We start from the raw sequence: 25,751 nt of genomic DNA, 5'->3' as shown, positions 1-25,751 counted from the left end.
AGATATGTCAAGAATTTGCCAAATAACAGGAAAGCGTGCAATGGTTGGTAACAACGTTTCCCACGCCCATAACAAAACGAAAAGACGTTTTGAAATCAATTTATTGGAGAAGAAATTTCATCTTCCAGAAACCAACGAGAACATCACGTTAAAAGTTTCTGCACACGGACTTAGAATTATCAACAAAATCGGAATTGAAGAGGCAGTTGAAATTGGAAAAAGAAACGGACTTATTAAAAAATAACAGCAATGGCAAAAAAAGGTAACAGAGTTCAAGTAATTCTTGAGTGCACTGAGCACAAAGAAACTGGCATGGCTGGGATGAGCAGATACATCACAACCAAAAATAAAAAGAACACGACAGAAAGACTGGAGCTGAAAAAATTCAACCCGGTTCTTAAGAAGTACACGGTTCACAAGGAAATTAAGTAACCATTTTTAAAGAATATTTACAATGGCAAAAAAAGTAGTAGCAACCCTAAAAGACGGGACCTCTAAAAAACTAACCAAAGTGGTGAAAATGGTAAAGTCTCCTAAATCTGGAGCTTACGTTTTCGAAGAAAGAGTGATGAGTGCGGACGAAGTAGACGCGTTTCTTAAGAAATAAGACTCCCACACTTAATACAATATCAAAACTACCCAATTTTGGGTGGTTTTTTTGTTTTATCTTTGTACAGCGACTTAACGTCCTATAAAAACAAACCCCGGTTAACCCCTAATGCATGAGCTGGTTTAAAAAAATATTTAATCAAGAAGAAAAGCAGACCCTTGACAAGGGACTAGAAAAATCATCCACTGGATTTTTCGATAAAATCTCAAAAGCCGTTGTCGGAAAAAGCAAAGTGGACGACGAGGTTCTCGATGAACTGGAAGAAATCCTAATCGCATCCGATGTGGGAGCCAGTACCACCATTAAAATTATCGAGCGAATAGAAGAGCGCGTAAGTCGAGACAAATATGTAGGCACGGAAGAGCTTGACAAAATACTTAAAGAAGAAATTAAAGGACTCCTTCTTGAAAACCCATCTCAAGGACTTAACGAAAACGGGCCCACTAAAAAACCCTATGTGATCATGGTGGTAGGTGTGAATGGCGTGGGCAAAACGACCACAATTGGAAAGCTCGCTCACCAATTCAAAAGCCAGGGTAAAAACGTAATCCTAGGGGCCGCAGACACGTTTCGTGCTGCCGCAGTGGACCAACTTGTCATTTGGAGTGAGCGTGTAGGCGTGCCCATTGTAAAACAAGGAATGGGTTCCGACCCTGCTTCTGTCGCGTTTGATACAGTACAAAGCGCAGTAGCACAAGGAGCAGACATTGCCCTTATCGATACAGCAGGACGATTACACAACAAAGTGAACCTAATGAATGAGCTTACCAAAATCAAACGAGTCATGCAAAAAGTGATTCCGGACGCTCCTCACGAAATCATGCTCGTACTCGATGGATCGACCGGCCAAAATGCATTTGAACAAGCCAAACAATTCATTGCGGCCACTGAGGTTAATTCTTTAGCGGTAACCAAATTAGACGGCACCGCAAAAGGGGGAGTTGTTATCGGGATCTCGGACCAATTTCAAATCCCCGTAAAATACATTGGTGTAGGAGAGAAAATGCAAGACTTGCAACTCTTTAACGGCGAAGAATTCGTTGAATCATTTTTCACAAGACGATAATCCCATTTTTAATAATTTACCGAAATTGTTATAATTTTTCAATATTTGAAACAGCGTATTGTTTTTTGGTGTAATTTTAGCCTTAAGCAAACCAAATCATTTCAAATACTAACAATTAAAAAATTTAAACTATGGGTATCTTAACTTGGATCATTTTTGGCCTTATTGCAGGCGCACTTGCAAAATTAATTATGCCAGGAAACCAAAACATGGGGTGGTTAATGACCATCATCTTAGGAATCGTTGGCGCATTCGTCGGTGGATTCGTCGGAAGTCTTGTAGGACTTGGTGATGTCAACAGCTTCTCTTTTGGAAGCATGGCACTCGCTGTAGTTGGAGCCTTGATTGTTTTATGGATTTATGGCATGGCCACAAAAAGATAGAACCAAAGTAAAAAAGAAAAAAGCAGCCGTTCCTAGAACGGCTGCTTTTTTTATAGGGTTTAAGGTCTTAATCTATTTTCACTCTATAGAAAGATTCCATCATGATTTGAGGTTTTGATTCTGGAGAGCTGATCGTTTCAAAAAGTTTGAATTTATCTTCTCCTAATTTATTCTTAAGCACTTTGTTGTACAATTGATCGGAGTTTAAATCCTTGATCAGTTGCTCGTATAGAGACACTTTCTTAGGAAAAGATTCGAGCGTATAATCTGTCATTTTTGCACGTTTCGCTGCCTCAGCAATCGCCTGATCCAAAGAACCCAACTCATCCACTAAGCCTAATTCTTTTGCACGTTTTCCAGACCAGATACGACCTCCACCAATGGCATCGATTTGCTCAAAAGTTTGCTTACGGTTTGCAGTCACCCAATGCACGAATTTCTTGTAGGTGTGCTCCACACTATTCGTAAACATTCTTTCTCCCGCAGGCGTTAATCCTTGAAGCCATGAATGGTACACTGTATTCTCATTGGTTTGAACTACATCCGAACGAATGCCGTTGCGGTTTGCAAGCTCCTTATAATTCGGAATCATGCCAAATACACCGATGGAACCCGTTAACGTGTTAGGCTCTGAGTAAATCTTATCTCCTGCCATGGCAATATAATATCCTCCTGAAGCGGCATAATCCCCAAAAGAAACCACAAGTGGTTTTTTGGCTTTAAGTTGCTGCAGCTCATAGAGTATTTCTTCGGACGCATTTGCACTCCCTCCCGGAGAGTTAATTCTTAGCACGACCGCTTTTACTTTGTCATCGTCTTTAAGCTTTTGTATATATTCAATATAATTTTGAGAATAGATCCCGTCGTGACCTTCCCCATTATAGATAGCCCCACTCGCGTAGAGAATTGCAATCTGATCTGCTCCTGTTTTTTGAGAATCTTTTGTGGACTCGATGTATTTTGCAAAAGACACTCGATTTAATTTCGAGTCTTTCTTCGCCGCAATTTTAGAACGGATAAGATCCTCATACTGGCTCTTTTGAATTAACTTATCTGCTAATTTGTATTTGAGTGCATTTTCTGGAATCATTCCATACAAACTGTCGGTCACCAATTTAAATTCGTCGGCGGACATCGATCTTGAGTTTGCGATTTTTTGAGCGCTGTCGCCCCAAAGATCCCCCAGCAAGGTAGAAAGCTGCTCTTTATTTTCCTCTGAAATCGATTCGCGTAAAAAAGGTTCTACTGCTGCCTTGAATTTTCCATGGCGGATGACATCCATCCCTATTCCATACTTCTCAATGAATCCTTTCATGTATACGACTTCCGAAGACATCCCTTTCAAATCAATCATTCCCATCGGGTTGAGATAATAGGAAGAAGCAACCGAGCCTAGGTAATATCCACTTTGAGTAACCCCATTCCCGTACGCATACACGAATTTACCACTGGATTTAAAATCTTCCAAAGCGGCTCGAATGTCGTCTAATTGAGTAAGACCTGCCATAATATAATCCGTTTCAATGCTAATCCCTTTGATTTTATCGTCTGTTTTCGCATTTTTAATAGCGAATAGAACATCCTTTAAAAGGACCTTTGAATGCTGTGGGGCCGCTAAAAAAAACAAAGAAGGCTGATCTTCCCCTGGGCTGTCAATAATCTGCATCTTCTCATTTAGAGTAAGGATCGAATCGTTTTGAATTTTTACCTTGTCTCCACCGGTAAGACTCCCTACAATCATCATGATAAGGAAGAAGCAAAATAGCATGGCTCCTACTATAAAAATGGCTACAACATTAGCCAGTACATTCTTAAAAAAACTTTTCATAACTTTATCTGCAATAAATATGACTCTATATGTCGCTACATACCGCCATTTTGTTACTGGGATCCAACTTAAATAACCGAGAAAAGAATCTTGAAGAGGCAAAATTACGCCTAGAGCACTATGCAGTGACTATCATTAAAGAGACAAAAATCATAGAAACAAGCCCCGTAGAGTTTGTGAGTCCCTATAAATTTCTTAATTTTGCGTTGGAAATTCAAACCTCACTTTCTCCTGTTTCACTTTTGAAAACGTTAAAGAAAATTGAGAGCGAAATGGGTAGACCCCTGGACTCGAAAGCGTCTGGAAAGGTTACGGATCGTCTGATTGACCTAGACATCGTTTCCTATGACAACCTAGAATTTAAAAGTTCTACCTTAGAACTTCCCCATTTGCGTCACTTAAAAGAGCGTGAATTTTCAATGCAAATCCTTGAAGAACTAAAGGCTATGGCATAACTTTGGTCCAATAGAAATAGAGGAAACGCAAGCGAATGAGGCGGAAACAAGTAGGTTTATGTTAAAAAATGTGAATATTATAAACTATTATATAAGAACCAATCCCATTCATGGCATGTTTCTTGTTAAATAGGGTAAAAGAGGCCCCAATTAACTCAAATGGAGATTTCTCCAGCTTAGGACCGCAAGAAAAAGGCATCTTTAGGGATGCAAAATAAAAAAGAATCATTTATTAACTAAAAATATATTTTATGAAACTAAATTTAGCAAGTTTGGCGCTAGCACTGGCAATTCCAGTAGCCTCTTACGCGCAGGATTCAGTTGTAGTAGCAAGCGAAGTGTATCCAAACACATATACTTCCGGTTCTGCAAACGTGAGCCCTTTTACACAAGAATCAAAGAGATTCAATGACTGGAGTATTTCTGCTGGTGCAGGGGTTCCACTTTTGCAACATTCTGCCAACCTAGTCTCTTTGAAAGAAGACGGAAACGGTAAGAATGTATTCGGTTATTCCGCATACTTAAGTGTGGATAAAGCGATTTCTCATGCGTTCGGATTGAAATTACAATACGACAGAGGAGAAACAAGACAAGGTGATTTCAACACCAAATCTGACAACGCAACGGGTAACCAAGTAGCAGGTAGAACTCAGTACGATGCTATCTCCATCTTAGGAGACATTAACTTCTCTAACTTACTTAGACGTGTAGACAACCAATCGCCAATGCGTTGGGCTCTTCACGGGTATGCAGGTATTGGTACTTTAGCTTATAGAGCTTACCAAGAAAATGCAAACGGACAAAGTTTAGTAGCAGAAGTAAAACCTTTTAAACTTGGTTCTCCATTTGGACAAGCAGGTGCAGGTTTAAAATACAAAGTGAACCGTAGAATCGACCTTGAAGGTAGAGCAATGTACGTGTTCACTGGAGACGATCTATTTGACGGTGCAGCTTCTGCATCAGGAGCAGGTGCTAGTTTCTGGAATGCGACTTTAGGTCTTTCCTTAAAACTAGGTCAACACCAATCTCACCTAATGTGGCATGACCCACTTCAAGAACTTTATTACAAAGTAGACGTACTTGAAAACAAAAACCAAGACGTAGAAGTTTGTAAAAAAGGAGATGCGGACAATGACGGTGTATGTGACGACTGGGATAGAGAACTTGACACACCAGCAGGTGCAAGAGTTGACGGAGCCGGTGTTGCACTAGACACAGATTTAGACGGAGTAATTGACCTATATGACAAATGTGTTACGGTTCCAGGACCGATTGAAAACAACGGTTGTCCAACAGGACAAGGAATTGTAAGCGATGACACAAGAGCTTTAGAAGGTATCGAGTTTGACTTCGATTCTTCTCAAGTACTTCCATCAAATCGTCCAATCCTTAACTCTGCTGCAAACTACATCAATTCTTCTACAGGCAACTACAATGTTGTAGGTGGAACGGATACTGCAGGATCTGATGCTTACAACCAAAAACTTTCCGAAAGAAGAGCAGGTAGCGTGAAAAACTATCTAATCGAAAGCGGTGTAGAAAGCACTAGACTTAACGCAATCGGTAGAGGTGAGAAAGACCTTAAATACCCAGAATGTAATCCTTCTACAAAATGCCCTGAATGGAAAAACAGAGCAAACAGAAGAGTATACTTCGAGGCTAACTAATAGGGCATTAAACCCAAAAACAGTGAAAACCACGCAACTTTGCGTGGTTTTTTTTGTTTAATTTAAGTATTTTTACGCCATGAACGACGCTCGCTACCAACAGCTGAAGTATGAGTACTTGAAAATGTTTTGGGGGTATAGTGAATTCCGAGATCAACAAGAAGAAATCATTGATTCCATAGTCTCAGGAAAAGACACCCTTGCGCTACTCCCCACAGGAGCAGGAAAATCACTCTGTTATCAGCTTCCAGCTCTATTCTTGGAGGGCACCTGCCTTATCATCTCTCCGCTTCTTGCCCTTATGCGAGACCAGGTCATTCAACTAAAAGCCCTAGGCATTGAAGCTGAATACCTTTCGTTCGAACTTGAGGATTTAGAAATGGAACTCATTCTCTCCCGATGCAAAGAAGGCGTCACTAAACTCCTGTTTGTCTCTCCAGAGCGACTCCAGAACTCGGTATTCCTTCGCCACATGGAAGAAATTGAAGTTTCGTTTTTGGCCGTCGACGAAGCCCATTGCATCTCTGAGTGGGGCCAAGACTTTCGACCAAGCTATCAACACATCAAACAATTTCGAGAAGAATTTCTTCAAGTTCCTTGCCTTGCTCTGACGGCCACCGCAACGCCCCAAGTTCTGGCCGAAATTAAGACCAAGCTAGCCCTTACTCCGGTTCAACTTTTTCAAAAAAGCTTTAAGCGAGACAACCTCCAAATTGCGATGGAGAAAGAAAGCCATAAGTACGAAAGAGTTGCTGAGCTTTTGCGAAATCATAAAGAGTCGGGCCTCATCTACGTAAGAACCAGAAAAGAAGCAGAAAACCTGAGTCAATTCCTTCGCTCACGAGGGAACGATCGAGTTCAATATTACCATGCGGGACTCTCAGCAAAAGAAAAAATAAGTCGTCAAACCCATTGGCTCCAAAGCTCGAACCAAGTGCTTATCTCCACCAATGCTTTTGGAATGGGTATCGACAAAACGAACGTTCGATTCGTCGTGCACTTTACGATCCCAAGCTCACTCGAAAATTACTACCAAGAAATTGGACGTGCAGGACGAGACGCTCATTTAAGCCTTGCTTTACTGCTATGGTCCGAGGAAGAAATCGCGGAATTTGACCGAATTCTAAAGAATCAAATGCCGACCAAAGAACAGTATGAAAAAATACTGAGCATCCTATACTCGATTTACCAAGTCGCAGAAGGAGAACTTCCGGAAAAATCTTTCGTATTAGACATTGAAAAGATAAAGCGACTTACACGCTGCTCTGGAGCAAAGGTGCGCAACATCATTCAATTCCTCCATCACCAGGAATTGATTTACCATAACGACTACAAAAGCCCCTCCACTTTAGAGCTTTTTCTATCTCCGGATGAAATTGATCAACTCCCTGCTTCGGAGGCAGCGGTTCTGGAAAATCTATACCGTCAGCTTCCCGGTCTCTCCAAGCAAAGAGTCCATTTTTCGGACATTGGCCTCGCCTCGAAGATAGGCGTCTCACTTGAGAATTTAAAACAGACTTTTGTCACTTTAAACAAAACAGACTATGCTCTTTATATGGACGGCTCGCTTTCTAGTGTGAAATTCTTAAAACCACGCGATTCCAGAGCTCTCTCCTTTGGCTACTACCCTTTATTTGCACAGATACAGAAAAACAAAGTTCAAAAATGGGAGGAAATGAAATACTTTGTAAAAGAGGAAAAAACCTGCAAAATGGTTCTCATCCTCCGTTACTTTGGGGAATCATCAAATGAGCCGTGCCAGCGATGCTATGTCTGTAAAAAGAACCAAGAAGCAAATTTTGGAAGCTCCCTAGAGAGTGAACTTCTCTTTGCTCTGGAAAGAGGGCCTAAGACCTTGGAACAGCTCTCCGTACACTTAAGTCTCTACCCGAAAAATGATATTCTCGAATCTTTAATACTACTCCTAGATAAGGAGGAAGTGAAGATGAAAGATTTTCGAACCTATACGAAGGCATAAAGCTTTGCACAGCTTTAAAACAAGCAATATCTTTGCATTATGAAACCACTTAAAGTCGTCTTTTTCGGCACCCCAGAGTTTGCAAAAACAATCTTACAGGCAATACATGAGTCCTCGCACGAAGTCGTCGGAGTCGTTACGACCACAGACAAAGCTTCAGGAAGGGGACAGAAAGTATCGGAATCGGCTGTAAAAAGCTTTGCACATGAAAATGAACTTGTCTTATTTCAACCTGAAAAACTCAAGGATCCCGATTTTCTTTCTTCGATTGAGGCGCTTAAGGCAGACCTTTTCGTGGTTGTAGCTTTCCGTATGATGCCTAAAATCCTTTTTGAAATGCCGCCATTGGGCACATTCAACCTCCATGCCTCCCTACTCCCAGACTACCGAGGTGCTGCACCCATCAACTATGCGATTATGGGTGGCGAGAAAAAAACAGGTGTCACCACTTTTTTCATAAACGAAAAAATAGACGAAGGAGAAGTCCTTATGCAGGAAGAAATAGCAATCGAGACCACGGACTCGGCCGGCACGCTGCATGACAAACTAATGCATCTTGGAGCAGATTTGGTTTTAAAAACCCTTGACGGTTTGGCTGCAAACGAGTTGGAACCTAAGGTTCAAATTCAAACAAAAGAACCTAAAAACGCGTTCAAAATCTTTAAGCAAGACACCAAAATTGATTGGCAAAAAGACAGTGAAACCCTGTATAATTTCATTCGAGGACTCTCTCCTTACCCTTCCGCATTTACGACCCTTGAAATTGGAGGAGAGCAAAAGAATCTTAAAATTTATGAAGGACGCTTTGAAATCCTTGAAACAGGGAAAGACCCAGGAACTCTTTCTGTTGATAAAAATGAACTCCGAATTTATACAAAAGACGGAATCTACTTCCCCACCAGCGTTCAACTTGAAGGTAAAAAAAGAATGGAAATTAAGGACCTATTAAACGGGTTCAAATCCTTATCCGAAATAAAAAGAGCCTGATTTTTCAGGCTCTTTAATTTTTTTAAAGTTCAACAAGCTCGCTGACTTCTACGTCGTATCCTCCCACTATCGGTTTTAGATCCGGATTCTGTGTAATCACCCGAAACTTACTTATTCCCAAATTCTTCAGAATTTGAGTTCCAATTCCGTAGTCTCGGAAATTAGAAGCGAGTGTTGGACGCGCAGCAGAGCCTTCTTGGTAATTAAGAAATTGCTGAAGCTTGCGCATCGTATTTTCGTTGTTGGAAACGTTATTAATGAAAATAAGCGCTCCTTTGCCTTCCTCATTAATCATCTGGGTTACCTTCTCTAGCAAAGGCTTTTCTCCGTTGATTAATCTACTTAATACATCGAAATAAGAATTAGAGGCTTGTACACGTACGAGTACCGGTTCGTCCGCTTTCCAACTTCCTTTGGTCAAAGCAAAGTGAATTTGATCTGTACTGGTTTCACGGAAAGCATAAAAATGAAAATCGCCGTAATGCGTGGTGACTTCTCTTTCCTCTAGTCTTTCTATTAAATCTCCCTTTTGAAGTAGATAATGAATTAGATCTTCAATGGACACGATTTTAAGATCGTGTTTTTTAGCAAGCTCAACGAGTTGAGGAAGTCTAGACATGGATCCGTCTTCGTTCATAATCTCACAGATTACACCTCCTTCTTTTAGACCTGCTAATCGAGTTAAATCGATCGCAGCTTCTGTGTGCCCTGCACGTTTTAAAACGCCTCCTTTCTTAGCGCGAAGCGGAAAGATATGGCCTGGTCTCATGAAATCCGCAGGTTTTGTCTTTGGGTCCATAAGAGCTAAGATGGTTTTCGAACGGTCACTTGCAGAAATACCTGTGGATACCCCCTCTCCTAACAAATCTACTGAAACGGTAAATGCAGTTTCCTTTGGATCGCTACTACGAGTTACCATGATATCGAGTCCCAGCTCGTCACAGCGCTTCTCAGGTAGGGGCGTACAAATTAGTCCTCGACCGTAAAGAGTCATAAAGTTGATCATTTCGGGCGTGGTAAGTTCGGCTGCGGAAAGAAAATCGCCTTCGTTTTCGCGGTTTTCATCATCAACTACAATGATGATTTTCCCTTGACGTAAATCCTCGATTGCATCGGGAATGGTATTAAGTTGAATATCTGACATTTTGTGGTATAAAATAGATTACAAATATACGAAGCAATAAGGGTTGAAAAAAAATTTACAGCGGATATTATGGATTAATAAAAATTTGCCTACTTTTGCATTCCAATAAAGGGTACTTTGGCCGAGTGGCTAGGCAGTGGTCTGCAACACCATCTACAGCGGTTCGAATCCGCTAGGTACCTCTACAAAACCCTATGATGCTGAATCCAAGCGACATAGGGTTTTTTGTTGGTTTCACGTCTAAATGAAGGCCTAAAAAGCATGCGGTTCACTTTGCACAAAACGAACGGCAAATAAGTTCAAAACTAGAAAGCACTCCACTTTCTTTCCTTTTAAAAATCAGAATGAAGCAATTAAAAAGAATATTAAAATTCAATTTATAGCGCATAAATCATTCGATACTAAATACATAGCAACACTAAAGCTTCTATTTGTCAAACTCAATTTAAGAATTTTAACATTTCCTTAACATAGGTTTGGCTTCTTACTTGTCTATAGGTTAAGTAGAATTAATTATTCTAACTGAAAAATAGAAATAATGAAAGCAATAGTAATACTAGGAGCCGCTTCAGTTTTAATGCTGAGTGGATGTAAGAAGGACGAAACCGTTGCTCAGAAATCACTTGAGCAAGAAAAAATTGAGTACCAAGCTCGTCAATTAGAAATTGAAAGGCAAAAACTTGCCATTGAAAAAGAAAAAATGGTGTTCGAAAGAGCCAAAGATAGTATCGCGAAAGTCGAGTCTGAAAAACAGGCTGCTGTTTCAAGATCCGCAACGCCAGTTAGAGAAAGAGTGGTAGAAAAGACTGTGTATAGAGAGAGTCCTTCTTCTAATTCCGGAACTTATGCGGGTGGAGATGACTACGGGACTTACGAAGAAGCTCCTGTCAGAACGGGAATTAGTAAGGCCGCTAAAGGAACCATAATTGGTACTGTGGGAGGAGCTGCTGCAGGTGCAATTATTAGCAAAAAGAACCGAGGTGCTGGAGCTGTAGTCGGAGGTATTATTGGGGGTGCAACCGGATATACCATTGGTAGATCTCAAGACAGGAAAGACGGACGTGTAGTTCGTTAAGTCCTTCCAAAAGAACAAAATTTAATATTATAAACCGTCCGGAGTCTTGTGATTTCGGACGGTTGCTTTTTGCCACTTCCTCCCCATCTAAATGGAGGATCTAAAAAAAAACAAAGCCGGAACTTATCTTTGCTTCCGTATGATTAAATTCACCATAATCCTTAGGCAAGCACCCCGAACATTGCTTATATTTGTACTATGTTCACACTTGGTAATTTCCTCACACTATCCACCTTCGGCGAAAGCCATGGCCCTGCCTATGGAGGTATTTTAAGTAATTTTCCTGCAGGGGTAGAGTTAGACCTCCCTTCCATCCAGTATCAACTAGACCGAAGAAAACCAGGGCAGAGCAAACTAGTCACGCAAAGAAAAGAAAGTGACACCGTTCAATTTCTTGGTGGAATCTTTGAAGGAAAAACCACGGGAACTCCTATCGGTTTCTTAGTGGAAAATGAAAATCAAAAAAGCAAAGATTACGACCATTTAAAAGAGAGTTATCGTCCGAGCCACGCAGATTACACCTATGATAAGAAATTTGGGTTTCGTGATTATCGAGGAGGAGGTAAATCTTCTGCAAGAGAAACCCTTAACTGGGTCATCGCAGGAGCGATTGCAAGACACCTTTTGGAAGGCGTTACCATCAATGCGTACGTCTCTTCTGTAGGGGAAATATTTTGTGAAAAACCGTATCAAGAATTAGACTTCTCAAAAACGGAGGACTTTGATGTTCGATGTCCGGACCCAGACTCTGCGGAAAAGATGACGGCCAAAATAAAAGAGATAAAAAAACAAGGAGATACCATTGGTGGAACCATTACCTGCGTGATTGAAAATGTTCCCGCCGGCCTAGGCGAACCTGTCTTCGGAAAGCTTCAAGCAGAGCTTGCAAAAGCGATGCTCAATATTAACGCGGCCAAAGGCTTTGAATACGGTAGCGGCTTTTGTGGTGCGAAGATGAAAGGAAGCGAGCATAATGATCTATTCAACGAAGATTTCACTACGAAGACCAACCTTTCAGGAGGAATTCAAGGGGGGATTTCCAATGGAATGCCGATCTATTTCCGGGTGGCTTTTAAACCGGTGGCTACTCTTTTAAAACCTCAACCTAGCATCGATCAAAATGGAGACGCGACCATAGTGGAAGGAAAAGGCAGGCACGACGCATGCGTACTTCCTAGGGCCGTTCCTATTGTGGAGAATCTAGCGGCCTTTGTGCTGGCAGATTTATTTTTAATTCAAAAAACTAGAAAATTATAATACCATGAACAACGTAAAATCATTTTGGGACAAAGCTATTAGTCTTGACCAGTACCTAGAAGTAAACAACCAACGACTCGAACAGCCGAAGAACGAGCAGGAAGCATCCTACAAGGAATACTATGATCTCGGAGCGCAGCGAATGGCACGAACTCTAAAATCCTTTAAAAAGGATGAAGCTTTAGTTGAAAAATTAAAATCAAAAAAATTCAACGGCAAAATTCTTATGATTTCTGAACCCTGGTGTGGCGATGCTAGCGCAACGGTTCCTGTCATCTATCAGTTTTTCAAGGATACCCATGAGGTGAAAATCTTCCTACGCGACGACGACACCTCCTTAATTGACCAATATCTTACAAACGGAACGCAATCGATTCCGATTGCTTTGGTCTTAAATCAAGACGATGATGTGCTGGCTCATTGGGGGCCTCGACCTAAACACGGTTTCGAACTTCTAAAAAAATTCAAAGAGAATCCAGAAGCCTATCCGAGGGAAGAATTCTACAATGATTTGCAAGTATATTATGCAAAGAACAAAGGAAAAGACGCCCTTGAAGAACTTTTAGATTTGATATAAATCCACAAAAAAAATAGCAGTGAAAAAGAATTTAATTTACATCGTACTTTTAGCCGCATTAGGTATCATCGCATTTGTACCGGGAGTAAAAGAAATGTTTATGCCGGTCGCCGAAATAGAAGAGGCGGTGAAAGTGAATGAAGAGGACTATGACATTGCCCTTGAAGGACTTAATACTCCTGATGCAAACCTGAAAGATTTTCGAGGCAAAAAGCTTCTTTTTCTCAACTTCTGGGGCACTTGGTGCGCACCGTGTCGAGAAGAGTGGCCTACCATTGAAGCGCTCTACAAAGACCGTAAAGAAGAGATGGACTTTGTTCTTATCGCGATGCTAGACGAAAAAGAAGCGGTTTTAAAATTCATGAAAGAAAATGAGTATACGGCGCCGGTCTACTTAGCCAAAAGCCCCGTGAGTGGCAAAATTCTTCCCAAGGTTTATCCCACCACATTTATCCTCGATAAAACGGGAAGAATCTTGCAAAAGGAAACTGCGACGAAAGATTGGAACAGTGTGGAGTCCAATGAGTTCATTGACAATATGCTGAAATAATTTGTCGGCAATTTAATTTATCAAATTCATTATGGAATGCATTTTGCAATTAAATTAGCCTAACAACACAAAATGAAATATTCAAAAATTGCACTTATCAAGGAAGCCATTAAGCACAAAGGTTTCCTACAAAAAGTTCCTGTCATTTGGCGCATGGTCAAACTATGGAGAAAGGGAGTTTATCAGACAAAAGCGATCGATTTAATCATCCCTATTTTAGGGCTTCTCTATGTGATCTCCCCCATTGACCTTATCCCAGAAATAGCGGTACCGGTCATCGGATCGTTAGACGATCTTGCGGTACTTGCCTTTATCATTCCTAGACTACTCAAAGAAATAGACAAATTCTTGCTTTGGGAAGCCATGCAAAAAGAAGGAATCACAACACTAGATATTGAAGCACAAGGATAGAAATAAGAACAAATCAAAAACAAAACCGGCGAATTTCCTTCGTCGGTTTTATTTTACCAAATTTTTCCTCAAATTTACGCCGTGAAGACTTTACTCTCAATTGTAGGTACGACAGGAATCGGAAAAACAAAACTCTCTATTGATTTAGCTAAGGAGCTGAAAACTGAGATTTTCTCTTGTGACTCTCGTCAATTTTACAAAGAAATGCCGATCGGCACGGCGGCACCCTCTAAGGAGGAACTCCAAGAGGCTACTCACCATTTTATTGGACAGAGGTCTGTTTCTGAGCCCTACTCCATTGGCCAATACGAACATGACGTAGTAGAAGAACTCGAAATTTCGTTTAAGAAGTCCTCACTTCTCATTCTGGTAGGAGGTAGCATGATGTACGAGAAAGCCGTTCTAGAAGGACTTCACCCTCTACCTACTGCCAACGATGAAAACCAAGCGAAATTACTGGAATTGTGGCAAACCAAAGGGCTGCAAGCCCTTCAAAATCTACTTTTAGAGTTAGATCCGCTATACCATAATCAAGTGGACCTTCAAAACCCCCGTAGACTGCTGCGCGCTCTTGATATCATCTGGCAAACTAAGTCTCCCTATTCTACTCTCTTACAAGAATCAAAATCAAGTCGTTTTTTTCAATCCATTCGAATTGGAATCAAAGCCCCTCGAGAGCTCATATACGAGCGGATAAACCAACGGGTGGAAACGATGATGCGAAAGGGGCTTTTAGAAGAAGTAAAATCTTTACTTCCCTTCAAAGACTACCCTGCTTTACAGACCGTAGGCTACAGTGAACTTTTTCAATATTTTGAAAACCTGTGCAGCTTAGAAAATGCGGTCGAAGAAATCAAGAAAAATTCTCGGCGGTTTGCAAAGCGTCAACTCACCTGGTACCGGAAGGAAAATGATATTTTTTGGGTCGACCACAGCGATGCCTTTGAGCAAAGCATGCAGTATTTGAAAACCCATCCGTTCGCACCTATGGAGCCGCTATCTAGCACTAACAATTAAAAGATCCCAGCACTTTCCAAGAGCAGGGTTATATTGGAAAAAATTCAGTATTTTTGACTTTCGAAATCACGAGTAAAACACATTTCCCCCATGGCAGATACACCTTCAAATATGCTCCCTTTAGGAACCAGAGCCCCTTACTTCGAACTTCCTAATCCTTCCACACAAGGAGAAACTCAAAGCCTTGAGCAATTGAAAGGAGAAAAAGGAACCCTTGTTATTTTCATGTGCAACCATTGTCCTTTTGTACAGCATGTGATTGACAAGCTTACGGAACTGTATGAAGACTATCAAGGTCAAGGAATCGAGTTCATTGCAATTAACGCGAACAACGCTGAAAAGTACCCTGCAGATTCACCAGAGAAAATGATTGAGTTTCAGATTGAGCGCCGTTTTGATTTTCCTTATTTATTTGATGAAAGTCAATCGGTTGCCAAAGCATACGATGCGGCTTGTACGCCAGACTTCTTCTTTTTTGATGAGAAATTGGACCTTATTTACCGCGGACAAATGGACGACTCCAGACCTGGCAACACAAAAGAAATCACGGGCGAGGATTTAATTATAGCTTTTGAAAACCTACTTGCGGGTGCCCCTCAGGAAGATTTTCAAAAACCAAGCTTAGGATGCGGCATCAAATGGAAGTAGGAATTTCTCTTTCTATTTAAAATTCATCTATCTAAAACGCGCTCCTAGAAATAGGGATTATACTGCTTTTCAAACCCAATGTTTGTGGAGGGGCCGTGTCCACAATATACATTTGTGTCTGAATCTAAGGTAAAAAGTTTCTCTTCAATGCTTTTTAGAAGTGTCGGATGATCTCCCTTATAGAGATCCGTACGTCCAATGCTTCCTTGAAACAATACATCTCCACTGAAAATGGCCTTGTTTTGCTTCGAGTAAAACGCCACATGTCCAGGAGAGTGTCCAGGAACATGCAGTACTTCAAAATGCTGGTCGTTTAAATGCAAAACCTCCCCTTCGGTAAGCTCTTTAATTTCTCCACGAAATGCTTCAAACTCAAATCCAAATCTTCTAGCATCAAGAGGGTTTCTGGCCAAAATCTCTTTTTCAAGGGCATGCAAAGAAACCGGCACCTTGTACCGGTCTACACACGCCTGTAGCCCGAGAACATGATCGATATGCGCATGCGTTAGTAAAACCCCTTCTACTGTAAGATTCTTGGATTCAATAAAATCAAACAGACTTCTGGTTTCTATTTCGTTGCTATTGCCAGGATCTAAAATCCAGGCCTGAGTCTCAGAATTGAGAACATATGTGTTTTCAGAAAAAGGATTAAATGCAAAGGGTTCAAAGTCAAACATAAGGGAATAGTAATTGGATTGGGTCTATTAAAAAAGCTCATCTAGACTTGCGAGTTTGATGAGCTTTTAGATGATTAGATTGGGACTAGTTAAAATTCATTTGCTCCTCGCAAAGGGTTTTAACTACATGGATCCAAGGATCCTGATCATTCATACAAGGAATGTATTGAAATTCCTGGCCACCTGCATGGGTAAACTGTTCTTTTCCTTCGATGGCGATCTCCTCTAAAGTTTCGAGGCAATCGGACACAAATGCAGGACAGCAAATGGCGATTTTCTTCACTCCGTTTTTGGGGAAAGTTTCTAGGGTTTTGTCGGTGTAGGGCTCAATCCATTTGTCACTTCCTAAACGGGATTGGAAGGAAATTGCCACCTGATCTTTGCTTAACCCTAAACGCTCACGAACAAGTTCCGTAGTCCGGAAACATTGATGTCGGTAGCAGTATTTGTGAGCAGGCAAAGAATCCTCTTGACAGCAATTGTCTATACGACAGGTCTTGGTGGGATCGGTTTTACGCAAATGTCTTTCGGGAACTCCATGGTAGGAAAAATGCAATTTATCAAACGTTTGAGGCAAATCCTTCTCAATACTTTTCGCAAGAGCATCAATGTAAATATCCCTATCGTAAAACGCAGGAACGTAATTAATTTTCACATTCGGGAACTTTAGCGCCTGTACTTCTTTTGCCTTCTCGATAACCGTTTCTGTGGTACTCATTGCGTATTGCGGATACAGTGGGAAAAGGACAATTTCATCGACTCCCTTTTCCACAAGCTCTCGAATCCCAGTCTCAATGCTTGGCTCTGCATACCGCATTCCCACAGCCACAGGTACATCGACCAGGAGCTGCAATTTTTCTTTAATTTGCTCTGTGATCACAATAAGAGGTGAACCTTTGTCCGTCCAAACGGAACGATAGGCCTCAGCGGATTTCTTGGGACGTGTTTTTAAGATGATGCCTCTTACCAGCAAATTCCTAAAAAACCAACGGTAATCAATGACACGTTCGTCCATCAAAAACTCGTCTAAATATGTTTTGACATCTTCTACCTCGGTCGACTTTGGCGATCCAAGATTGACTAATAAAATTCCCTTCATAATTATCTCTTGTCCTAAAAGTCTCTGCTTTCTAGGGATCTTGATTCTCGACTATCCGTTCACCGCCTCTACGGTTTCCACTAACTCAGGTACAAATTGCTTTAGGATGTTTTCAATCCCTCCTTTAAGGGTTGCAGTTGAGCTAGGACATCCTGAACAGGCACCTTGTAATAGCATTTTTGCAGTCTTACTGTCAGCATCGTATTCGATAAGAGTAATTTTACCGCCATCATTTTCTACAGCAGGAGAAACGTATTCATCTAAAATATTGGAAATCTCTTGCTCTGCATCCGTGTATTCTCTTTGAATACGCTCCATAGCAGGTGCTTCGTGACTTTGCGCCTTGATAAGCGATACTGTATTTCCACTTTGCAAAAATTCTGCGATAAATCCTCTCACAGCCACCATTACCTGATGCCACTCTACGGAATCGTCTTTTGTAACCGCCACGAAATTGTCTGAAATAAACAATTCGGTCACAAATTCAAATTCTTCGTACAATGCGCTTGCTAAGGGAACTTCAGTAGCTGCCTCTCGGGATTTCACTTCAAGAAATCCTTCCAAAATAAATCGTTGGGAAACGAACTTCATTACGGCAGGATTTGGAGTCATTTCTGCATAGACAGGGAAAAGCTCTCTTTTCTTCGTTTTAGCGTAAAGTCTCGGGTTTTCTAACAGTTGGTCTTCAATAATCTCTTTTAATTGATCTTGAACTGCGTCCCATTCTACACCGTCTGCTTTCGCGACTGCAATAAAATTGGCCGTGACAAAAATTTTCTCAACAAAAGGGAACTTCAAAAGTTCTCCTGCTAGGGGAATTTCTGAATTATCGGTGTCCCGATCTAGCTCTAAAGAGCCTGGTATCAGGGTATAATCGGTTGCGAATTTTATTACTTTTGGATTCGCAGTAGTCTCTATCGTTAGTTGTCTCATTTTTCGTAAATTTGAATAGCAAAAATACGCAATTAAGCCCACATAAAAGCTGAAGTGCAGTAGAGATTGTCAATTAACATTTATCATAAAATAATTTAAGTCATGGCACTTGTAAAAGAACTTTTAGGAAAAACCCCTCAAATTGGTGAGGGTACATTTTTAGCAGAAACAGCTACTGTGATCGGAGACGTGCAGATGGGGAAAGACTGTAGTATCTGGTACAATGCGGTGATACGCGGGGATGTCAATTTCATTAAATTGGGAAACCAAGTGAATGTCCAGGACAACGTAATGTTGCACTGTACGTATGAGAAGTATCCACTTGTAATTGGAAATAACGTCTCTATTGGCCACAATGCCATAGTACACGGCTGCACATTAGAGGACAATGTCCTAATCGGGATGGGGGCCATCGTCATGGACAACTGCAAGATAGAAAGCAATTCAATTGTAGGAGCAGGCTCTGTAGTTACCCAAGGAACCCGAATTAAATCAGGTGAAGTTTGGGCAGGAACACCGGCAAGAAAACTAAAAGACATTTCTGTGGATCTTTTAGAAGGCGAAGTAAATCGGATTGCAGACAATTATGTGATGTACTCAAATTGGTATAAGGAGTGAAATTAACTGCAAGCAGTCAAAAAGCCACAAGATCTGTGGCTTTTTCAATTTCTATTTATTGAGTAACCTCTAGTGCACTTTGCCCATAATACAAAGTAGCCACTCCCTCTTCACAACGGATTCCAGCAGGAGCCTGAGTAACGGAACAGTCAGAAATAATTCCATACTTTAAATTAAAACTTGAGCTAGCCTGATTGTATGTCGAAATTTGAGGAAGAAGCTCTTCCTCTAGTTCAATAGGGTATGCAATGAAACTAGCGGGCCCTCCACAAGCTTTGGACCCTAAAGGCGACACTCTCCATTGCAGGGGATCTGAGCATTTTACACTTGAGATTTGTTCTGCAATCGAAGCTCTCAATTCGGTAAGGTATCCTCGGTCTCGTTCAATATCCATATCTTCTTTATCCGTATAATCCCTTTCAGGCATTAAGGCCACATCTTTTGGCAATCGCTCCTGGTCTTGTGCGACGTCCTTGGTTTTGCATCCCAACAAAAATAAAGATAGGAGTAGAAAAGAGGCAATTCGGTTCATAAAAAAAGTATTAAGGCGTAAATCTAAGGAAAAGGAAGCAAGATTCAGGCCGAACAAAATCTCTTTTTTTTCTTTAAATTTGAGCCATGAACCCACCTCTTTTTGAGCTTGCGGAATACACCAACCGAAGTCTTTTTTTAACCGGAAAAGCGGGCACCGGAAAAACCACCTTCTTAAACGAGCTGGTCAAGAAAACACGCAAAAAACACATTGTTGTCGCACCCACAGGAATCGCGGCCATCAATGCCTCCGGGGTCACCATTCACTCGATGTTTGGCCTTCCCCTACGACCTTTTCTCCCAACCATCGATCGTATTGACGGGCATCTAGGCAACAATGTAAACGATTTACTTCAACATTTTAAATACCGCAAAGAAAAACTAAAACTACTTCGGGAATTAGAGCTTCTCATTATTGATGAAGTATCCATGCTTCGTGCAGACGTCCTTGACATGATGGATTATTCGCTTCGTTTTGTACGGCGCTCCCCTCTTCCTTTTGGAGGGGTTCAAATGTTATTCATTGGGGATCTTTATCAACTTCCCCCCGTGGTTCGTGAACAAGAGGCCTTAGGTCGCTACTATCCTACTCCTTTTTTCTTTAGTGCGAAAGTCCTGCAAGGTTTGCCATTAATTACGGTGGAGTTAACGAAAGTCTATCGCCAAAGTGATCAGGACTTCATTGATCTTTTGAATGCGATTCGTGACGCGGATGTGGATGCCATTGATTTCGATCGCCTAAATGAGCGTTACGATCCCGATTTTGAGCCAAGTGAAAAGTCTTATGTATACCTCACGTCTCATAATAAAATGGCAGATGCCATTAACCGAAAAAAAATAGAGGAGCTCCCAGGATCTTCCGAGTTCTACCCTGCAAGCATAGTGGGCGATTTTAAAGAAAACCAATACCCTTGTGAAACCAATCTTGAACTAAAGGTGGGAGCTCAAATCATGTTTATCCGAAACGATGCCTCGGCTGAAAAACGCTATTTCAATGGAAAACTTGCCGTGGTACAATCCCTTTCGGAGGACTCAATTAAAGTACAGATTGAAGGGAGTGAATCTCTTTATACGCTTAAAAAAGAAGTATGGGAACAGAAATCCTATTCACTTGATCAAAATAAAAACATTAAAGAGGACGTACTTGGAAGCTTTGAGCAGTACCCGATTCGCCTAGCTTGGGCAGTTACCATTCACAAAAGCCAGGGGCTTACCTTTGAAAACGTAATCATTGATGCGGGAAATTCTTTTGTTTCAGGTCAGGTATATGTAGCGCTCTCTCGTTGTCGTACTTTAGAAGGTATTGTGCTTAAGTCTAAAATCACTCCAGAGGTCATATTTTCGGACCGTCGAATCGCAAGCTTTCAGGACTCTACGCACGCAAACGATAGGATTGAAGAGATTTTAGAACGGGAAAAATACGATTTCACAATCTCAAAAATCTTGCAAAAGCTTGACATAACTTGGGCGAAAAAAGAATTGAGCGTATGGCATAAAGTGGCAAGAGAAAGTAAAAATATCGACCAAAGCGATGTCAAATCTTTAGAATTTAGAAGCCAGAAAGAACTTGAGCATCTAGGGGCAATCTATCAAAAGTTCTTTCGCATTCTACCCCAAATGAAGGAGAAATTCTTTGCGGGAGAAATTCTATGGGAAGCGCTAGATCTTAAAACAAAAGGAGCCACCGAATTCTTCTTCAAAAGCGTTCACGAAAATCTTTTCCAACCCTTCAAACTGTTCTATTCGCATACGAAGGGAGTCAGTGGTTTAAAAGGATTTAACGAAAAAACGAAAGATCTACTTGAAGACTTTCAAAATTACTTGCAGGACCTTAGAGACCTTAAACTTCTTGACACTCCACTTTTAGACTCGGACACCGATCTGGATCTAAGTACAAAAGTAGTTAAGATACCTAGCCACCAAATGACTTGGCAGCTCTTTAAAGAAGGCAAAACACTTACGGAGATTGAAAAACACAGAGGACTTATTCGGGCCACACTCATTGGGCATTTTGATAAATTTGCTCAGAACGGATCTTTAGATATGCAGGATCTTTTGCGACTCTTGCCCAAAGAGAAGATAAAGACATTTGAATCTCAATTTTCAAAAGAGCCTAAGCAGACTTTAAATGAGTGGAAAGCGATTCTTCCCCCTGAATTCGAATACGGAGAAATTAGATTGTTAAGCTCCTTTTTCTCTCCAAAAGAAGACTGATATATAGTTCAACCTAAGCTTATAGCTTTTTTGAATTGAATCCGTTTTGTATGCAGAAAAAGCCTTCGTATCTTAACAGATTAATTGAATTATATGAAAGCATTTAAATTATCCGTTCTGGATCTCGCTCCCATAAAGGAAGGCTGTTCTGTCAAAGAAGCCTTGAATGAAAGCATGGATTTAGCAAAATATGTTGAGTCTTTAGGTTATCACCGTTACTGGCTCGCAGAGCACCATAATTTTGAAGGCATTGCCAGTTCCGCTACTTCCGTTTTAATCGGATACATTGCTTCCGGAACGAAAACCATGCGTATAGGTTCAGGCGGAGTGATGCTTCCCAATCACTCTTCCTTAGTGATTGCGGAGCAATTTGGAACCCTAGAAGCACTTTATCCTAACCGCATTGATTTAGGAGTAGGTCGTGCGCCGGGTACCGATGGCTATACCGCCAAAGCACTTGGCAGAAACCCCATGACAATCAACACGCAATTTCCAAAGCAGATTAATGAGGTTCAAACCTATTTCTCCTCTGAAAACAGTAACGCTCTTGTGCGGGCCATCCCTGGAGAAGGGAGCAACATCCCCATCTATATGTTAGGCTCCTCAACGGATAGTGCTTATCTCGCAGCAGAATTAGGTCTTCCTTATGCCTTTGCAGGTCATTTCGCACCAGAGATGATGGAAAGAGCTTTTAAAATCTATCACGAACGCTTTGAGCCGAGTGCTCAGTTTGAAAAACCTTATACAATTGCTTGTGTAAATGGGATGGCAGCGAGCACAGAAGAAGAAGCTCAAAAGATATCCTCAACTTTATACCTTACGTTTTTAGGTCTAATTCGAAACGAAAGAAAACCCTATGCAAAACCCGTAGACGATATGGATGCGATCTGGAGCCCTCAAGAAAAAGCCCATTTAATGCAAAAATTAAAATACAGTTTCATTGGTAGCAAAGAAGGAGTGAAAACGCAAATTACAGAGTTCCAAGAACGATTTAACGTAGACGAAATCATGATCAATTCTGCTATCTTCGATGAGAATGCTCGAAAAGAATCGTATCGAATCCTTAAAGAAGTGGTGGGTGAACTTAGCAACTAAAAAAAACAGAACAAGCCCCAGACGTTGTCTAGGGCTTGTTCATTTTAATTGCAGTAAATTCAGTACCGGAAGCTACTAGTAACTCCTCTCAATTTCCACACTAACACCACGCATCTCACCACGCATGGGCGGCGAGGTTTTAGTCAGTTTGATTTTCATAAACTCCACCTGGGGAAATTCTAGATGAATCTTATTTAAGATACGTCCGCAAACATGCTCTAAAAGCTTGGAAGGAATTTTCATTTCTTCATGCACAATGTCATTTACAATCGCGTAATTTATTGTGTCCTCAAGGGAGTCAGACGCAACCGCCTTTTCGATATCGGCATGCAGCTCCAAAGTCAGAAGATAATAAGTACCCGTTAGAGTCTCCTCTTCTAGTACACCATGGTACGCATAGATTTTTACATCTTCTAGAATGATTCTTGCCATAGAGCCCGCCACTATTTAACCGATTGGGAAAGTTCTAACATTTTTTCTACGGGTACAAGTGCTCTGAGTCTAAGATCTTCGTCCATTGTGATTTCAGGAAGCTCATACTTCATGCACAAATATAATTTTTCAAGTGTATTTCTTTTCATAAAGAAACATTCAGAACAATTACAGCTTTCGTCAAAAACAAGGGCCGGAATCAACGTTTTCTCAGGTGCTCGTTTGCGCATCTCATGAAGGATTCCTTCCTCCGTCGCTACGATAAACTCAGTAGCTTCGTCTTTTTCCACGAAATTGAGCAGAGCGGAAGTAGACCCAATAAAATGAGCAAGATCAAGGACAGGCGTTTCGCTTTCCGGGTGCGCAATTAGCTTCGCATTGGGATGCTCAGCCATCTGAGCCGCGATTCTCTCCATGGAGAATGCCTCGTGAACAATGCAACTCCCATCCCATAAAATCATATCACGTCCTGTCTTTTTCATCAGGTATCGACCTAGGTTTTTATCAGGAGCAAAAATAAGCGGCTTATCCTTCGGTAAAGAATTAATGATGGTTTCCGCATTGGAACTTGTCACGATAATATCACTTTCTGCTTTCGTTTCAGCATTGCAATTAATATAGGTGGCAATTAAAGCACTTGGGTGCTTTTCCCGCATGGCTCTTAGTCCTTCCCCGCTACAACCGTCCGCAAGAGAACATCCCGCTTGTAAATCAGGGAGCACTACTTTTTTAGTGGGATTAAGGATTTTAGCCGCTTCCGCCATAAAATGAACACCACAAAAAGCGATCATATCCGCATCGGTATCTTTGGCCTGACGCGCTAACTGCAGGGAGTCCCCTAAAAAGTCAGCGATGTCCTGAATGGCAGGTGGCTGGTAGTAATGGGCGAGAATCACCGCATTTTTCTCCTTCTTTAGCTCTAAAATAGCCTCTACTAATGCCTCTCCTTGCGGAATTGCAATATCGCTAATGTCTAAAAAACCTTTTACGGGTAAATTCGCTATGGCCTTTTGAAAATTCTCTGTACTCATGCTTTTTGTTTCTATTCGTTGAAAGGAAAACTTAGGCTAAGAACGCCCTAATTCGACTCTCGAGCTCCGTTTGGGCCTTGTCTAATTCCTTGTTCACTAAAATTTGGTCAAATTGAGGCTGAAAGCTCATTTCATAAGCTGCTTTTTCTACACGCATCGCTATGGTCTTCCTATCCTCTGTCTTTCTATTAATCAATCTTTGTTCCAATTCCTCTATACTAGGGACGGTAATAAACAGACTCAGGGCTTTTTCTCCAAAAAACTGCTTTAGGGCTATCCCACCTTTTACATCCACATCAAAAATCACTGTTTTCCCTTGAGCCCAAATCCGCTGTACTTCGCTTTTAAGGGTACCGTAAAAGGTTCCTTCATAAACCTCTTCGTATTCTACAAAAGCGTCCTTCGCAATTGCATTTTGAAACTCTTCAATTGATAAAAAATAATAATCCTGACCGTCGATTTCCTCACCTCTTGGTGCTCTGGTCGTGCAGGAAATTGAAAATTCAAGCTGGTCAAAAACCCCTAAGGCATGTTTCACAAGTGTGGTTTTACCGCTTCCGGAAGGAGCGGAAAAGACGATCACTTTTTCCTTGCTATTCCCTTTCTCCATTATAGTACGTTTAAGGTTTGCTCCTTGATTTTCTCCAAATGGTCCTTCATCTTCACCACAAGTTTTTGAATCTCTGCATGATTCGCTTTCGAACCAAGTGTATTAATCTCACGACCCATTTCCTGGGCGATAAACCCGAGTTTTTTTCCGTTCTGATTCTCGGTCTCTAAGACCTCTTGATAATAGATTAAATGCTGAGTTAAGCGAACTTTCTCTTCCGCAATATCTAACTTTTCTGTGTAATAGGCTAATTCTTGATAGAACCTCGTTTGATCGACCGCTTCGAACTCCTTTAAGGTCGTTTCATAACGCTGCTTAACAGCATCCATTCGTACGCTTTCAAAAGGTTCTACTTCGCCAAGATACTGCTTGATAAATAGCAAATTGCTTTTCAGTTCTTCCCCTAAAATCCGACCTTCTTCTGCTCTAAAGGCTTGGAAGGTACTCATCGCTTCTTGAAGGACTTTCTTTAAAAATTCCCACTCTTCCTCGGTGAGCACGTCTGATTTCGACGAGATAACCTCAGGCATTCGAATGGCCATTTTTAAATACTCAAAATCGGGACCGTCAGACGCGACATTTTTCAGCTCTTGCATATAGGCCTCAAGCAAAGATTTACTAAGGCGAACCTCTTGATGGTCTTCCAAAGTTTCGCTGTTAATGTAGCAATCCACTTTGCCTCGAACGATTTGATCGTTTAGCACTTTACGAATTTCAAATTCTTTTTCTTTATATCGCATGGGCACACGCATACTTAAATCCATACCCTTGGAATTGAGAGACTTAATCTCCACAGTGACTTTTTTGCCTTCAAATATACCTTCGGCTCTACCAAAGCCGGTCATCGATAAAATCATA

The 25,751-nt window shown here is 41.2% G+C and carries 29 protein-coding genes and 1 tRNA gene; 20 read left to right on the top strand and 10 right to left on the bottom strand.

Annotation, left to right across the window (positions count from 1 at the left end; translation table 11 throughout):
* The first annotated feature begins 4 nt into the window (after positions 1-4).
* From rpmB to ACX3PU_RS02430, 5 genes are all read left to right on the top strand, one after another.
* Positions 5-244: a 50S ribosomal protein L28 gene (gene rpmB, locus ACX3PU_RS02450; RefSeq protein WP_459083314.1), complete on the top strand. Its 240-nt coding sequence runs from the start codon at positions 5-7 to the stop codon at positions 242-244.
* A 5-nt stretch (positions 245-249) separates the two neighbouring features.
* Positions 250-432 carry a 50S ribosomal protein L33 gene (rpmG, locus tag ACX3PU_RS02445; RefSeq protein ID WP_194739210.1) on the top strand — a complete coding sequence of 61 codons (183 nt, stop codon included), beginning with the start codon at positions 250-252 and terminating at the stop codon, positions 430-432.
* 22 nt (positions 433-454) lie between these two features.
* Positions 455-607 (top strand): DUF4295 domain-containing protein, encoded by a 153-nt coding sequence (locus ACX3PU_RS02440; RefSeq protein WP_459083313.1) that lies wholly within the window; start codon positions 455-457, stop codon positions 605-607.
* A gap of 115 nt (positions 608-722) precedes the next feature.
* Positions 723-1,676, top strand: coding sequence for a signal recognition particle-docking protein FtsY (gene ftsY / locus ACX3PU_RS02435; RefSeq protein ID WP_459083312.1), 954 nt, complete (start codon positions 723-725; stop codon positions 1,674-1,676).
* 131 nt (positions 1,677-1,807) lie between these two features.
* On the top strand, positions 1,808-2,059 hold the full coding sequence (locus tag ACX3PU_RS02430; protein ID WP_459083311.1) for a GlsB/YeaQ/YmgE family stress response membrane protein: 252 nt from the start codon (positions 1,808-1,810) through the stop codon (positions 2,057-2,059).
* A 67-nt stretch (positions 2,060-2,126) separates the two neighbouring features.
* On the opposite strand, the gene sppA is transcribed toward ACX3PU_RS02430, so the two are convergent.
* A complete protein-coding gene (gene sppA, locus ACX3PU_RS02425; protein WP_459083310.1) occupies positions 2,127-3,887 on the bottom strand; it encodes a signal peptide peptidase SppA in 1,761 nt (586 codons plus the stop codon).
* 29 nt (positions 3,888-3,916) lie between these two features.
* On the opposite strand from sppA, the gene folK reads away from it, so the two are divergent.
* From folK to fmt, 4 genes are all read left to right on the top strand, one after another.
* Entirely contained in the window at positions 3,917-4,342 is a 426-nt protein-coding gene (gene folK, locus ACX3PU_RS02420) for a 2-amino-4-hydroxy-6-hydroxymethyldihydropteridine diphosphokinase (protein WP_459083309.1), read from the top strand.
* A gap of 251 nt (positions 4,343-4,593) precedes the next feature.
* On the top strand, positions 4,594-6,009 hold the full coding sequence (locus tag ACX3PU_RS02415; protein WP_459083308.1) for an OmpA family protein: 1,416 nt from the start codon (positions 4,594-4,596) through the stop codon (positions 6,007-6,009).
* 79 nt (positions 6,010-6,088) lie between these two features.
* A complete protein-coding gene (locus ACX3PU_RS02410; RefSeq protein ID WP_459083307.1) occupies positions 6,089-7,987 on the top strand; it encodes a RecQ family ATP-dependent DNA helicase in 1,899 nt (632 codons plus the stop codon).
* A 39-nt stretch (positions 7,988-8,026) separates the two neighbouring features.
* Entirely contained in the window at positions 8,027-8,974 is a 948-nt protein-coding gene (gene fmt / locus ACX3PU_RS02405) for a methionyl-tRNA formyltransferase (RefSeq protein WP_459083306.1), read from the top strand.
* A gap of 22 nt (positions 8,975-8,996) precedes the next feature.
* Here the strand turns inward: fmt and ribB are convergent, their stop codons facing one another.
* Positions 8,997-10,118: a 3,4-dihydroxy-2-butanone-4-phosphate synthase gene (gene ribB / locus ACX3PU_RS02400; RefSeq protein ID WP_459083305.1), complete on the bottom strand. Its 1,122-nt coding sequence runs from the start codon at positions 10,116-10,118 to the stop codon at positions 8,997-8,999.
* Positions 10,119-10,229: 111 nt separating this feature from the next.
* Between ribB and ACX3PU_RS02395 the strand changes: the two genes are divergently transcribed.
* The 8 genes from ACX3PU_RS02395 to ACX3PU_RS02360 all read left to right on the top strand — a co-directional run bounded on the left by ACX3PU_RS02395 (position 10,230) and on the right by ACX3PU_RS02360 (position 15,653).
* Positions 10,230-10,300 (top strand) — tRNA-Cys (locus tag ACX3PU_RS02395).
* Positions 10,301-10,656: 356 nt separating this feature from the next.
* Entirely contained in the window at positions 10,657-11,193 is a 537-nt protein-coding gene (locus tag ACX3PU_RS02390; protein ID WP_459083304.1) for a YMGG-like glycine zipper-containing protein, read from the top strand.
* Between the two features lie 198 nt (positions 11,194-11,391).
* On the top strand, positions 11,392-12,450 hold the full coding sequence (aroC, locus tag ACX3PU_RS02385) for a chorismate synthase (protein WP_459083303.1): 1,059 nt from the start codon (positions 11,392-11,394) through the stop codon (positions 12,448-12,450).
* A gap of 4 nt (positions 12,451-12,454) precedes the next feature.
* Positions 12,455-13,027 carry a thioredoxin family protein gene (locus ACX3PU_RS02380; RefSeq protein WP_459083302.1) on the top strand — a complete coding sequence of 191 codons (573 nt, stop codon included), beginning with the start codon at positions 12,455-12,457 and terminating at the stop codon, positions 13,025-13,027.
* Positions 13,028-13,046: 19 nt separating this feature from the next.
* Positions 13,047-13,577, top strand: coding sequence for a TlpA family protein disulfide reductase (locus tag ACX3PU_RS02375; protein WP_459083301.1), 531 nt, complete (start codon positions 13,047-13,049; stop codon positions 13,575-13,577).
* Between the two features lie 72 nt (positions 13,578-13,649).
* A complete protein-coding gene (locus ACX3PU_RS02370; protein WP_459083300.1) occupies positions 13,650-13,988 on the top strand; it encodes a YkvA family protein in 339 nt (112 codons plus the stop codon).
* A gap of 81 nt (positions 13,989-14,069) precedes the next feature.
* Positions 14,070-15,005, top strand: coding sequence for a tRNA (adenosine(37)-N6)-dimethylallyltransferase MiaA (gene miaA / locus ACX3PU_RS02365; protein WP_459083299.1), 936 nt, complete (start codon positions 14,070-14,072; stop codon positions 15,003-15,005).
* A 90-nt stretch (positions 15,006-15,095) separates the two neighbouring features.
* Positions 15,096-15,653, top strand: a complete 558-nt coding sequence (locus ACX3PU_RS02360) for a thioredoxin family protein (RefSeq protein WP_459083298.1) — start codon at positions 15,096-15,098, stop codon at positions 15,651-15,653.
* A 44-nt stretch (positions 15,654-15,697) separates the two neighbouring features.
* On the opposite strand, the gene ACX3PU_RS02355 is transcribed toward ACX3PU_RS02360, so the two are convergent.
* The 3 genes from ACX3PU_RS02355 to ACX3PU_RS02345 all read right to left on the bottom strand — a co-directional run bounded on the left by ACX3PU_RS02355 (position 15,698) and on the right by ACX3PU_RS02345 (position 18,362).
* Positions 15,698-16,330, bottom strand: coding sequence for an MBL fold metallo-hydrolase (locus ACX3PU_RS02355; protein WP_459083297.1), 633 nt, complete (start codon positions 16,328-16,330; stop codon positions 15,698-15,700).
* An 85-nt stretch (positions 16,331-16,415) separates the two neighbouring features.
* Positions 16,416-17,435: a ferrochelatase gene (gene hemH, locus ACX3PU_RS02350; protein WP_459083489.1), complete on the bottom strand. Its 1,020-nt coding sequence runs from the start codon at positions 17,433-17,435 to the stop codon at positions 16,416-16,418.
* Positions 17,436-17,480: 45 nt separating this feature from the next.
* The gene (locus ACX3PU_RS02345) at positions 17,481-18,362 is read right to left on the bottom strand and encodes a NifU family protein (protein ID WP_459083296.1); all 882 of its coding nucleotides are present in this window, start codon (positions 18,360-18,362) and stop codon (positions 17,481-17,483) included.
* A 102-nt stretch (positions 18,363-18,464) separates the two neighbouring features.
* On the opposite strand from ACX3PU_RS02345, the gene ACX3PU_RS02340 reads away from it, so the two are divergent.
* Entirely contained in the window at positions 18,465-18,980 is a 516-nt protein-coding gene (locus tag ACX3PU_RS02340) for a gamma carbonic anhydrase family protein (protein WP_459083295.1), read from the top strand.
* Between the two features lie 55 nt (positions 18,981-19,035).
* On the opposite strand, the gene ACX3PU_RS02335 is transcribed toward ACX3PU_RS02340, so the two are convergent.
* Positions 19,036-19,512 (bottom strand): hypothetical protein, encoded by a 477-nt coding sequence (locus tag ACX3PU_RS02335; RefSeq protein WP_459083294.1) that lies wholly within the window; start codon positions 19,510-19,512, stop codon positions 19,036-19,038.
* An 86-nt stretch (positions 19,513-19,598) separates the two neighbouring features.
* On the opposite strand from ACX3PU_RS02335, the gene ACX3PU_RS02330 reads away from it, so the two are divergent.
* Both ACX3PU_RS02330 and ACX3PU_RS02325 read left to right on the top strand, forming a co-directional pair.
* Positions 19,599-21,725: a helix-turn-helix domain-containing protein gene (locus ACX3PU_RS02330; RefSeq protein ID WP_459083293.1), complete on the top strand. Its 2,127-nt coding sequence runs from the start codon at positions 19,599-19,601 to the stop codon at positions 21,723-21,725.
* Between the two features lie 93 nt (positions 21,726-21,818).
* Positions 21,819-22,820, top strand: a complete 1,002-nt coding sequence (locus ACX3PU_RS02325; protein WP_459083292.1) for an LLM class flavin-dependent oxidoreductase — start codon at positions 21,819-21,821, stop codon at positions 22,818-22,820.
* Positions 22,821-22,895: 75 nt separating this feature from the next.
* Here the strand turns inward: ACX3PU_RS02325 and folB are convergent, their stop codons facing one another.
* From folB to ACX3PU_RS02305, 4 genes are read right to left on the bottom strand one after another with little or no spacing between them, the layout of a single operon-like run.
* Positions 22,896-23,252 carry a dihydroneopterin aldolase gene (folB, locus tag ACX3PU_RS02320; protein WP_459083291.1) on the bottom strand — a complete coding sequence of 119 codons (357 nt, stop codon included), beginning with the start codon at positions 23,250-23,252 and terminating at the stop codon, positions 22,896-22,898.
* Between the two features lie 11 nt (positions 23,253-23,263).
* A complete protein-coding gene (nadA, locus tag ACX3PU_RS02315) occupies positions 23,264-24,283 on the bottom strand; it encodes a quinolinate synthase NadA (protein ID WP_459083290.1) in 1,020 nt (339 codons plus the stop codon).
* A gap of 31 nt (positions 24,284-24,314) precedes the next feature.
* Positions 24,315-24,893, bottom strand: coding sequence for a guanylate kinase (gene gmk, locus ACX3PU_RS02310; RefSeq protein WP_459083289.1), 579 nt, complete (start codon positions 24,891-24,893; stop codon positions 24,315-24,317).
* On the bottom strand, positions 24,893-25,750 hold the full coding sequence (locus ACX3PU_RS02305) for a YicC family protein (RefSeq protein ID WP_459083288.1): 858 nt from the start codon (positions 25,748-25,750) through the stop codon (positions 24,893-24,895). The genes gmk and ACX3PU_RS02305 overlap by 1 nt, the downstream gene beginning before the upstream one ends.
* Between the last annotated feature and the right edge of the window lies 1 nt (position 25,751).

The organism is Chryseobacterium sp. A301 (genome assembly GCF_054489425.1).
The sequence above is the reverse complement of the archived record's forward strand: the minus strand, read 5'-3'. Positions and strand labels throughout refer to the sequence as shown.

Coding starts and splice junctions, on each gene's coding strand:
- rpmB (WP_459083314.1), top strand. CDS start 5: ATGTCAAGAATTTGCCAAATAACAGGAAAGCGTGCAATGGTTGGTAAC.
- rpmG (WP_194739210.1), top strand. CDS start 250: ATGGCAAAAAAAGGTAACAGAGTTCAAGTAATTCTTGAGTGCACTGAG.
- ACX3PU_RS02440 (WP_459083313.1), top strand. CDS start 455: ATGGCAAAAAAAGTAGTAGCAACCCTAAAAGACGGGACCTCTAAAAAA.
- ftsY (WP_459083312.1), top strand. CDS start 723: ATGAGCTGGTTTAAAAAAATATTTAATCAAGAAGAAAAGCAGACCCTT.
- ACX3PU_RS02430 (WP_459083311.1), top strand. CDS start 1,808: ATGGGTATCTTAACTTGGATCATTTTTGGCCTTATTGCAGGCGCACTT.
- sppA (WP_459083310.1), bottom strand. CDS start 3,887: ATGAAAAGTTTTTTTAAGAATGTACTGGCTAATGTTGTAGCCATTTTT.
- folK (WP_459083309.1), top strand. CDS start 3,917: ATGTCGCTACATACCGCCATTTTGTTACTGGGATCCAACTTAAATAAC.
- ACX3PU_RS02415 (WP_459083308.1), top strand. CDS start 4,594: ATGAAACTAAATTTAGCAAGTTTGGCGCTAGCACTGGCAATTCCAGTA.
- ACX3PU_RS02410 (WP_459083307.1), top strand. CDS start 6,089: ATGAACGACGCTCGCTACCAACAGCTGAAGTATGAGTACTTGAAAATG.
- fmt (WP_459083306.1), top strand. CDS start 8,027: ATGAAACCACTTAAAGTCGTCTTTTTCGGCACCCCAGAGTTTGCAAAA.
- ribB (WP_459083305.1), bottom strand. CDS start 10,118: ATGTCAGATATTCAACTTAATACCATTCCCGATGCAATCGAGGATTTA.
- ACX3PU_RS02390 (WP_459083304.1), top strand. CDS start 10,657: ATGAAAGCAATAGTAATACTAGGAGCCGCTTCAGTTTTAATGCTGAGT.
- aroC (WP_459083303.1), top strand. CDS start 11,392: ATGTTCACACTTGGTAATTTCCTCACACTATCCACCTTCGGCGAAAGC.
- ACX3PU_RS02380 (WP_459083302.1), top strand. CDS start 12,455: ATGAACAACGTAAAATCATTTTGGGACAAAGCTATTAGTCTTGACCAG.
- ACX3PU_RS02370 (WP_459083300.1), top strand. CDS start 13,650: ATGAAATATTCAAAAATTGCACTTATCAAGGAAGCCATTAAGCACAAA.
- ACX3PU_RS02360 (WP_459083298.1), top strand. CDS start 15,096: ATGGCAGATACACCTTCAAATATGCTCCCTTTAGGAACCAGAGCCCCT.
- ACX3PU_RS02355 (WP_459083297.1), bottom strand. CDS start 16,330: ATGTTTGACTTTGAACCCTTTGCATTTAATCCTTTTTCTGAAAACACA.
- ACX3PU_RS02345 (WP_459083296.1), bottom strand. CDS start 18,362: ATGAGACAACTAACGATAGAGACTACTGCGAATCCAAAAGTAATAAAA.
- ACX3PU_RS02340 (WP_459083295.1), top strand. CDS start 18,465: ATGGCACTTGTAAAAGAACTTTTAGGAAAAACCCCTCAAATTGGTGAG.
- ACX3PU_RS02335 (WP_459083294.1), bottom strand. CDS start 19,512: ATGAACCGAATTGCCTCTTTTCTACTCCTATCTTTATTTTTGTTGGGA.
- ACX3PU_RS02330 (WP_459083293.1), top strand. CDS start 19,599: ATGAACCCACCTCTTTTTGAGCTTGCGGAATACACCAACCGAAGTCTT.
- ACX3PU_RS02325 (WP_459083292.1), top strand. CDS start 21,819: ATGAAAGCATTTAAATTATCCGTTCTGGATCTCGCTCCCATAAAGGAA.
- folB (WP_459083291.1), bottom strand. CDS start 23,252: ATGGCAAGAATCATTCTAGAAGATGTAAAAATCTATGCGTACCATGGT.
- nadA (WP_459083290.1), bottom strand. CDS start 24,283: ATGAGTACAGAGAATTTTCAAAAGGCCATAGCGAATTTACCCGTAAAA.
- gmk (WP_459083289.1), bottom strand. CDS start 24,893: ATGGAGAAAGGGAATAGCAAGGAAAAAGTGATCGTCTTTTCCGCTCCT.
- ACX3PU_RS02305 (WP_459083288.1), bottom strand. CDS start 25,750: ATGATTTTATCGATGACCGGCTTTGGTAGAGCCGAAGGTATATTTGAA.